Raw genomic sequence first — 8,379 nt, forward strand, 5'->3', positions numbered from 1 at the left:
AAGGTCCTCGTCATTCGTTGTCGTCGTCGATGATTCTCAGTGCTTGGGTCGGGCAGTACTGCACGGCGGCGAGTACTTGCTCGCGCAGGCTCTCGTCGGGCTCCTTGTCGAGGATCTCGGCGTGATCGCGGTGCGCGACGAAGACCTCCGGGGCCTCCATCTCGCACATCCCGTGGCCCTGGCACAGGTCGAGATCGATCTCGATGCGCATCACGACTCCGTATCCCGGACCCGTTTGCGGTAGCGCACCCGGCACGGTTGCGCGAGCTGCACCACCATCTTCGAGTGGTCGTTGTGATAGCTGTCGGCGGGTTGGGCCATCTCGAACTCGTAGTTCTGGAACAGCACCGAGAAGATCGCCTTGAGCTGCATGATCGCGAATTGCGCTCCCACACAACGGTGTCGGCCGGCGCCGAAGGGAATCCAGGTCCAGCGGTTGACCAGGTCCTCCTGGCGTGGCTTGAGGTAGCGATCCGGGTCGAAGGTGTCGGGATGGGGAAAGTCGTCGCCAAGCCGATTGGACACCGCGGGCGAGACCGCGATCGTCTGACCGGCCTTCACCTCGAATTCCTCGATGTGGAAATCGTTCTGCACCAATCGCATCAGGATGATCAGCGGCGGATGCAGACGCAACGCCTCCTTCAGCGCGTTCTCCAACAACGGCATCTGCCGGGTGTGGGCGAAGGTGTACTCGGGACGCTCGCCGGGCGGTGTGTCGCCGTAGATCTCGTCGAGCTCGTCGTAGACGCGACGTAGGTATTCGGGATTGCGCAGCAACTCGATGAGGGTCCACGCTGCCGTGCCCTGGGTGGTGTGGTGGCCGGCGAACATCATCGAGATGAACATGCCGGTGATGGTGTCGGCATCGAAGCCGACCTGGATCAGGACATCCATCAGGTCCCGATCTTCTTTGTCCGCCACCGGGTTCGCAACGCGCTCTTCCATCACGCCCTGGATGTACTCGACGAGTTCGGCGCGTGCGGCGTCGCGGCGTCGGAAACTCTCGATGTCGGCGTGGGCATCGACGTAGGCGATGGGGTCGGTGCCCTTCTCCAGGTCGTGGAACAGTTCGGAGACGTGCTTGTCGAGCTGCTCGCGGAATTTGCGGCCGATCAGGCACGCCGAGGAGGTGTAGAGGGTCAGCTCGCCGAAGAACTCGAGTAGATCGATCTCACCCTCATCGCCCCATCCGGCGATGATGCGCTCGGCCTCGTGGGGAATCGTCACCGCATGTTGCTTCATGTGCGTGCCCTTGAGCGCCGAGTTGTGAATCGCCTTGGAGCGCTCCTCGGGACTCGCGTCGAACACCACGCCTTCACCGAAAACCGGTGTCATGAACGGGTATGCGGCCGCCTGGTCGAGATCCTCCTCCGGTGCGCGGAAGAACTCCTCGTTGGCCGCGGCACCGGAGACGAGCACCACCTCACGGTCGGCGAGCTGGAACTGCCCGACGTCACCGCACTCCTCGCGAACCCGCCAGAACAGGCCGATCGGGTCGGTGGCGAGCTCGTCGAGATGACCGTGTTCACCGTCGCCGCCGGACACGCGTTTCGGGGTCGTGAGGGTGGTCATTGATCGGATCCTTTCGGGGGGAGTTTGCTCTTGGGGATGGCGCCTTCGGCCTCCACCTCGACGCTGCGCATGTGCGCGCCGCGCGGCATCGCGACCATGGCCGCGACCGCCTGCGCAATGTGTTCCGGGGCAAGGAAATTGCCATGCCGCGCCAATCCGTGCGTGATCCAGTCGTTGAGCATGTTCTCGGTGGTCTTCTGGTCGAGATTCATGCCCATGCCGGTGAGGGTCTGGCCCGGTCGCACCACCCCGGCGCGCACGCCGGTGCCCTCGAGTTCGAGTTGGATGGTCGCGACGAGACCGTCGATGCCGGACTTGGCGGCCACATACGCCGACGACCACGGCCGTGGGTGCAGTGCCACATCGGATCCGATGAACACGAAGTCCCCGCGCGTCCGCGCGATCATGCCGCCGATGACAGCGCGGTAGAGGCGGTAGGCGCCGGTGAGGTGGATGTTGATCTGATCGGCGAACTCCGCCGACGAGGTCTCGTACGACAGGCCGACGGCGAGGTCACCGGCGCCGGCGACGACGATCTCGAGGTCACCGATCGCGGCCTGCGACTTGGCGACACACTCGAAGACCGATGCCTCGTCGGTGACGTCGAGGGGCACCGCGACGGCTTCCCCGCCCGCGGTGGTGATCTTGTCGGCGAGTTCTTGGAGACGGTCGACTCGGCGCGCGGCCAGGGCCACCGGATGCCCCTGAGCCGCCAACCATCCGGCGGTGGCTGCGCCGATGCCGGAGGATGCGCCGGCCACCAGGACCGGGCGTCGGGCGGGATGCGGGAGGAAGGCCATCAGCGCACCGTCACTCGTACCGGGAGTTCGGCGAAGCCGCGGACGTTCACCGAGTGCACACGCACCGCGTTCTCGATGTCGATGTCGACCGATCGGATCGACCGGGCCACCTCGGTCAGCCCGATGTTGGCCTCCAACCTCGCCAGGTGGGCGCCGAGGCAGAAATGGGTGCCCATGCCGAAGCTCATCAGCGCCTGACCGCAGTCCCGGCCGATCCGGTAGCGGTCGGGGTCGTCGAAGACGTCCTCGTCGCGATTGGCCGATCCGACCAGCAGCAACACCCGTTGACCGGCGGCGATGGTGTGCTCGCCGTAGTCGACGTCGGCGGCGACCCGGCGCAGCACCATCTGCGTCGAGTTGTCGTAGCGCAGCGTCTCCTCGGTCCAGTCGGGCACCAGGTCGGGGTCGGCGATGACACGCGCCATCTCGTCGGGATTGCCCCAGGCCCAATACAGGGCATTGGCAAGCAGTTTGGTGGTCGTCTCGTTGCCGGCCACCACCATCAGCACCATGAATCCGACGATCTCGTCGTCGGACAGCGCCGTCTTGGCCCCCGACTCGTCGTCGATCTCGGCGGTGAGCAGTGCCGAGACGAGGTCGTCGCCGAGGTTGGTGCGGCGTTCGGCGATCAACGCCGAATAGTATTTGTGCAGTTCGATATACGCGTACACGGCCGCTTCGGGGACGTCGAGCACCCCCTCCTCGCGATGCAGCAGCAGATCCGACTGCTTGCGCAGGAACGCCCGGTCATTCTCGGGGACGCCGAGCAACTCCGACACCACGTCCATCGGGAGCAATCCGGCGAAGTCGGCGACATAGTCGAATTCGCCCTTGTCGAGGCACCGGCTCCAGTGTTCGTGGGTCAGGGCGGTGATCCGGCCGGAGAGGTCGTTGACGCGGCGCGGGGTGAAGCCCTTGCTCACCAGTTTGCGGATACGCATGTGCTTGGGGTCGTCGAGTGCCAGAAACGACATCGATTTGTGTGCGTCGGGACCGTACGACGCCGGGTCCATCGACACGCCCCAGGCGTTGGACAGGTTCACCGAGTCACGAAACGCGCTGCGCACGTCCGCGTGCCGGGCCAGCGCCCAGAAATCCAACTCGGAGTTGTAATACACCGGCGCCTCGCGGCGCAGGCGAGCATAGGTGGGATACGGATCCTCATGAAAGCCATAGGCGTACGGATCGAACGGAATGTGCTCCTGCATCCCGGCCACGGCAACGGCGTCGGTCATCGGGTGTGCTCCATCATCACGATTGCTTCTCCATCAGCAGGTGGGCGGCGGCGACCAGACGTTCGGAGGTCTGCTCGTAGCTGAGGTGGCCCATCCCGGCGTGCACGAGCCCGCCGGCGTACAACATCTCCAACGCGTCGACGACCGGCCCCGGGTTCTCCGGGTCCACCTCGAGCGCCTGGGCGAGGCGTTGGCGGATGAATCCGCCGATGCGCAGACGCAGGTGTTCGACGTCAGGGTCGGTACCCAACAGCGCGACGGTGACAGCGCCGCCGAGTTGGCCCTCGCCGGCGACCACCAGGGAGACATCCCGCAGCACGGCGGCCACCCGGTCGGCCGGATCGAGGGCCGGGTCGGGGTCGGGCACGCCGTCGGCAAGTCGGCGCCAGAACACCTCGGCCACAAGGTGACTCTTCGACGAGAAGTAGGTGTAGGCGGTGGCGGGTGCGACACCGGCCCGCTTGGCGACCACCCGAACCGTCAACCCGTCGAAGCCCTCGTCGTTGAGCACGTCGACCGCGGCGTCGGTCAGCCGGGCAACGGTTTCGGCCTGCTGGGCGGAGAGTCGCCGTCGGGTCGATTCCTGGGATACGGGGCTGGACATGTGACCGACGCTACACTAGGTTTGAACTTGAGTCCAGACACCTGTCCAGATGGAGTTCCAGTTCATGTCACTCAGACCCGTATCCGCCTCGGATCTACTCATCGACGGCAAGCTGATCCCCGGCGGGGGTGGCACTTTCGATGTCATCAACCCCGCCACCGAGGCCGTGATCGGCAAGGCGGCCGACGCCGACGCCGACGACATGGATGCCGCGATCGCCGCCGCTCGACGCGCCTTCGACGAAACACCGTGGTCCCGGGACCACTCATTTCGCGCGCGTTGCCTCCGGCAGCTGCGCGACGCCCTGCTCGCGCACGTCGACGAACTCCGTGAGATCACCGTCGCCGAAGTTGGTTGCCCGGTGTTCCTGACGCACGGGCCGCAGCTGGAAGGACCCATCAACGACCTCGGCTACTTCGCAGACCTCGCCGAGAATTATTCGTGGACCACCGATCTCGGCGAGGCCAAGCCGATGGGACTGAAGAACCATCGCGAGGTGCGCAGCGAGGCGGCCGGCGTCGTCGGCGCGATCACGCCGTGGAACTTTCCGCACCAGATCAACTTCGCCAAGATCGGGCCGGCACTTGCCGCCGGATGCACGGTCGTCCTCAAGCCCGCCCCCGACACCCCATGGTGTGCGGCACTGGTCGGCAAGGTGATCGCCGAGGAAACAGACTTCCCGCCCGGCGTCGTCAACATCGTCACCTCCAGCGATCACGCAGTGGGCGCCCAACTCGGCAGCGACCCGCGCGTGGACGTCTTGTCCTTCACCGGGTCCACCGCCACCGGCAAGAAGGTGATGGCCGCTGCCGCGGAATCGCTCACCAAGGTCTTCCTCGAACTCGGCGGGAAGTCGGCGTTCGTCGTCCTCGACGACGCCGATCTCGCGGCCGCGTGCTCGATGGCCGCGTTCGCCGTGGTCACCCACGCCGGGCAGGGATGCGCCATCACCACCCGACTGCTCGTCCCCCGTGAGCGACTCGACGAGGCGATCTCCGCCACCCGCGACAGCCTCGCCGGACTCGCCGCGGGCGACCCGGCCGACGCCGGAACCATCTGCGGGCCCTTGATCTCTGCTCGACAACGTCAGCGTGTGGAGTCCTACATCGAACTCGCACGTGCGGAGGGTGGCACCATCGAGATCGGCGGCGGACGACCCACCGACAAGCCCACCGGATTCTTCGTCGAACCCACGTTGATCTCCGGGGTTGATAATTCGTCCCGGGTCGCGCAGGAGGAGATCTTCGGGCCGGTGTTGGTGATCCTCCCCCACGACGGCGACGACGACGCCATCCGCATCGCCAACGATTCTCCGTACGGACTCTCCGGAGCGGTGTGGGGTACCGACGAGGACCGGATCAACAAGGTCGTCAACGGCATTCGCACCGGAACCATGTCCGTCAACGGCGGCATCTGGTACTCCGCCGACGTGCCCTTCGGCGGCTACAAGGCGTCGGGTATCGGCCGCGAGATGGGCGTCGCCGGCTTCGAGGAGTATCTGCAGACCAAGGCCGTCGCCCGACCCGCCTGACCTCATCATTCAACGAAAAGAGCAGCAGCACATGACTTCTTCACGATTCACCGACAAGACCGTCATCGTCACCGGCGCCGCCGGAGGCATCGGCGAGGCCTACGCACGAGCACTGGCCGGCGAGGGCGCCAATGTGGTCGTCGCCGATCTCAACGACGAGGCCGGCGAGAAGGTCGCCGCCGACATCGGTGGACGCTACGTCCACACCGACGTCTCCGACCCCGACTCGGCGGCCGCACTCGCGCAGGCCACCGTGGACACGTACGGCCGGATCGACGGTCTGGTCAACAACGCAGCGATCTACGGCGGGATGAAGCTGGACTTCTTGATCACCGTCCCATGGGACTACTACAAGAAGTTCATGAGCGTGAATCTCGACGGCGCGCTCAACGTCACCCGCGCGGTGTACTCGCACATGACCGATGGTGGTGCGATCGTGAATCAATCCTCCACCGCGGCATGGTTGTACAGCGGCTTCTACGGCCTCGCGAAGGTTGGCGTCAACGGGCTCACCCAACAGTTGGCCACCGAGCTCGGCGGTCAGAACATCCGGGTCAACGCCATTGCGCCCGGCCCCATCGACACCGAGGCGACGCGCAGCACCACACCGAAGGAGATGGTCGACGACATCGTGAACCGCCTGCCCCTCAAGCGCTTCGGTACACCCGAGGATCTGGTGGGCATGTGCCTGTTCCTGTTGTCCGACGAGGCCGGCTGGATCACCGGCCAGATCTTCAATGTCGACGGCGGGCAGGTGATCCGGTCGTGAGCACCGACGCTGCCGGCTCTCTGCGGCTCGGGTATGTCGGGCTGGGAAACATCGGTGGCCCGATGGCCGGCAGCCTCGCCAAGTGGGCCGGCGGGATGACGGTGTTCGACTTGTCCGAGGACGCCGTCGCCAAGCTCGTCGATCAGGGGGCCGATCGCGCGGAATCGCTGTCGGACCTGGCTTCTCGCACCGACGTCATCGGGGTCTGCGTGCTCAACGACGAGCAGGTCCGCACAGTCGTCAGCGGCGACGGCGGGCTGTTGAGCACCGCGGCTCCGGGGACGATCATCACCGTGCACTCGACGATCGCTCCGGAGACGGCAGTCGATCTCGCTGCCGCGGCCGCCGAGCGCGGCGTGACAGTGCTCGACGCCCCGATCTCCGGTGGCGCGGCCGGCGCCGCCGAAGGCCGTTTGGCGATCATGGTCGGCGGCCCGCGCGACGCCTACGAGAGAATAAAGGAACCATTCGCGCTCACCTCCGACATGGTGGTCCACGCCGGCTCGGACGTCGGTGCGGGCACGAAGATGAAGCTCGCGCGAAACCTACTCCACTTCATCTCGTTCACCGCCACCACCGAGGCCGCCCGCCTTGCCGAGGCAGCAGGTATCGACCTGGTGAAACTCGGAAAAGTGGTCCGCCACACCGATGCCATCACCGGTGGCGCCGGCGCAATCATGCTGCGCGACAACACCGCCGAGATCGCACCGGACGATTTCTGGTACGACATCTTCACATCGGTTCGAACCCTGGGCGAGAAAGATCTCACGCTGGCGTTAGCCCTTGCCGATCACTTGGGCGTCGACCTTCCGCTCGGTCGGTTGGCACGCCGCGACCTTGCCCAGGCGCTCGGCGTCCCCCACCACGAAGGAGAGCTCTCATGACGTCCGAGCAGCGCCAGAAGTCGCTCGACATGATGTCGAAGGTCTACGGCTGGGAGATGTCCGACGGACCCGGCGACTACTTCGCCCACACCGCCGATCAGGTGTTCGGCGAAGTCTGGTCCCGCGAAGGGCTTTCCATCCGCGACCGCCGACTCCTACTCCTCGGTGCCCTTGCACAGTCCGGCCAGATCGACGTCGCCGAGATCCAGGCGTCCTCTGCGCTGGCCAATGGCGAATTGACTCCGGAACAGCTGGAGGAGATCTCCCTGTTCCTCTGCTACTACGTCGGCTGGCCCCTGGGCACCAAGATGCACTTCATGTTCGGCAAGGTGATCGACAACCATCGCAAGTCCCAGAACGAATAGCCGACCATCGAAGGACGCTGACGCGCTCCTGCCCGACGGTGTTCCCACCCCGATGAACGAGGCCTCGAGACCCGTTGCACCGATAGGTATTCGGACCTCCGTGATCCGGTTCCAGCTCTGCCGCAGGCAGTCTCGAGGCTCGCCGCACGCGGCTCGCACCTCGACCATCGGGGGGTGACGACTCGCCACGGAAGGATGCTGACGCTTTCCCGCCCGATGATCGGGTACTCGGACCCTCCCCACCCGATGGTCGAGGTGTCCGGCGCCCCTGGCGCCGGGCCTCGAGACCCGTTGCACCGATGGGTATCCGGTCCACGGGCACGCGATCACCTCGACCATCGGGTGGGAATTATCTCTATGGAGTTCTCAAACAACAGATGCGGTCCCGGCCGGGCCGGATGCGGGGAATAAGGTTGTGGGGCAGTGCAGGTCAGGCTGCGGTGTCGTCGAGTCGCATGGTCCGCCGGTGATACGACGGCACTGGTTGTCGTTTCGGATCGATGCTGGCGGGCGGAACGAGCCACGGATGTCGGTCGAATCCCATGATGATGTCCCAACCGTGGTGGTGCACATCATCATGACAACTACTGCACAGCAGGCAGCCGTTGTCGAGGTCGGT

The 8,379-nt window shown here is 65.6% G+C and carries 9 protein-coding genes and 1 pseudogene; 4 read left to right on the forward strand and 6 right to left on the reverse strand.

Annotated features, from left to right (window positions below):
• Positions 1 to 10: 10 nt before the first annotated feature.
• Genes B1964_RS18125 through B1964_RS18145 form a run of 5 tightly spaced genes read right to left on the reverse strand, consistent with a single transcriptional unit; the run spans position 11 to position 4,211 of the window.
• The gene (locus tag B1964_RS18125; protein ID WP_079930736.1) at positions 11 to 211 is read right to left on the reverse strand and encodes a ferredoxin; all 201 of its coding nucleotides are present in this window, start codon (positions 209 to 211) and stop codon (positions 11 to 13) included.
• Positions 211 to 1,572: a cytochrome P450 gene (locus B1964_RS18130; protein ID WP_079930737.1), complete on the reverse strand. Its 1,362-nt coding sequence runs from the start codon at positions 1,570 to 1,572 to the stop codon at positions 211 to 213. The genes B1964_RS18125 and B1964_RS18130 overlap by 1 nt, the downstream gene beginning before the upstream one ends.
• Positions 1,569 to 2,372, reverse strand: a complete 804-nt coding sequence (locus B1964_RS18135; RefSeq protein WP_079930738.1) for an SDR family oxidoreductase — start codon at positions 2,370 to 2,372, stop codon at positions 1,569 to 1,571. Before B1964_RS18135 ends, B1964_RS18130 begins: the two co-directional genes overlap by 4 nt.
• Positions 2,372 to 3,607, reverse strand: coding sequence for a cytochrome P450 (locus B1964_RS18140; protein ID WP_079930739.1), 1,236 nt, complete (start codon positions 3,605 to 3,607; stop codon positions 2,372 to 2,374). The genes B1964_RS18135 and B1964_RS18140 overlap by 1 nt, the downstream gene beginning before the upstream one ends.
• Positions 3,608 to 3,623: 16 nt before the next feature.
• Entirely contained in the window at positions 3,624 to 4,211 is a 588-nt protein-coding gene (locus tag B1964_RS18145) for a TetR/AcrR family transcriptional regulator (protein ID WP_006367802.1), read from the reverse strand.
• Positions 4,212 to 4,275: 64 nt separating this feature from the next.
• Between B1964_RS18145 and B1964_RS18150 the strand changes: the two genes are divergently transcribed.
• The 4 genes from B1964_RS18150 to B1964_RS18165 are packed head-to-tail and all read left to right on the forward strand — an operon-like array spanning position 4,276 to position 7,760.
• The gene (locus tag B1964_RS18150; RefSeq protein WP_079930743.1) at positions 4,276 to 5,742 is read left to right on the forward strand and encodes an aldehyde dehydrogenase; all 1,467 of its coding nucleotides are present in this window, start codon (positions 4,276 to 4,278) and stop codon (positions 5,740 to 5,742) included.
• A gap of 31 nt (positions 5,743 to 5,773) precedes the next feature.
• Positions 5,774 to 6,511 carry an SDR family oxidoreductase gene (locus B1964_RS18155; protein ID WP_006367800.1) on the forward strand — a complete coding sequence of 246 codons (738 nt, stop codon included), beginning with the start codon at positions 5,774 to 5,776 and terminating at the stop codon, positions 6,509 to 6,511.
• The gene (locus B1964_RS18160) at positions 6,508 to 7,395 is read left to right on the forward strand and encodes an NAD(P)-dependent oxidoreductase (protein ID WP_079930740.1); all 888 of its coding nucleotides are present in this window, start codon (positions 6,508 to 6,510) and stop codon (positions 7,393 to 7,395) included. Before B1964_RS18155 ends, B1964_RS18160 begins: the two co-directional genes overlap by 4 nt.
• On the forward strand, positions 7,392 to 7,760 hold the full coding sequence (locus B1964_RS18165) for a carboxymuconolactone decarboxylase family protein (protein WP_079930741.1): 369 nt from the start codon (positions 7,392 to 7,394) through the stop codon (positions 7,758 to 7,760). The genes B1964_RS18160 and B1964_RS18165 overlap by 4 nt, the downstream gene beginning before the upstream one ends.
• A 430-nt stretch (positions 7,761 to 8,190) precedes the next feature.
• On the opposite strand, the pseudogene B1964_RS18170 reads toward B1964_RS18165, so the two are convergent.
• Positions 8,191 to 8,379 (reverse strand): annotated as a pseudogene (locus B1964_RS18170) (HNH endonuclease); the annotation flags it as partial.

The sequence above is a fragment of the Gordonia sp. i37 genome (genome assembly GCF_002043085.1).
Lineage (GTDB): Bacteria > Actinomycetota > Actinomycetes > Mycobacteriales > Mycobacteriaceae > Gordonia > Gordonia polyisoprenivorans.

Coding starts and splice junctions, on each gene's coding strand:
- B1964_RS18125 (WP_079930736.1), bottom strand. CDS start 211: ATGCGCATCGAGATCGATCTCGACCTGTGCCAGGGCCACGGGATGTGC.
- B1964_RS18130 (WP_079930737.1), bottom strand. CDS start 1,572: ATGACCACCCTCACGACCCCGAAACGCGTGTCCGGCGGCGACGGTGAA.
- B1964_RS18135 (WP_079930738.1), bottom strand. CDS start 2,372: ATGGCCTTCCTCCCGCATCCCGCCCGACGCCCGGTCCTGGTGGCCGGC.
- B1964_RS18140 (WP_079930739.1), bottom strand. CDS start 3,607: ATGACCGACGCCGTTGCCGTGGCCGGGATGCAGGAGCACATTCCGTTC.
- B1964_RS18145 (WP_006367802.1), bottom strand. CDS start 4,211: ATGTCCAGCCCCGTATCCCAGGAATCGACCCGACGGCGACTCTCCGCC.
- B1964_RS18150 (WP_079930743.1), top strand. CDS start 4,276: ATGTCACTCAGACCCGTATCCGCCTCGGATCTACTCATCGACGGCAAG.
- B1964_RS18155 (WP_006367800.1), top strand. CDS start 5,774: ATGACTTCTTCACGATTCACCGACAAGACCGTCATCGTCACCGGCGCC.
- B1964_RS18165 (WP_079930741.1), top strand. CDS start 7,392: ATGACGTCCGAGCAGCGCCAGAAGTCGCTCGACATGATGTCGAAGGTC.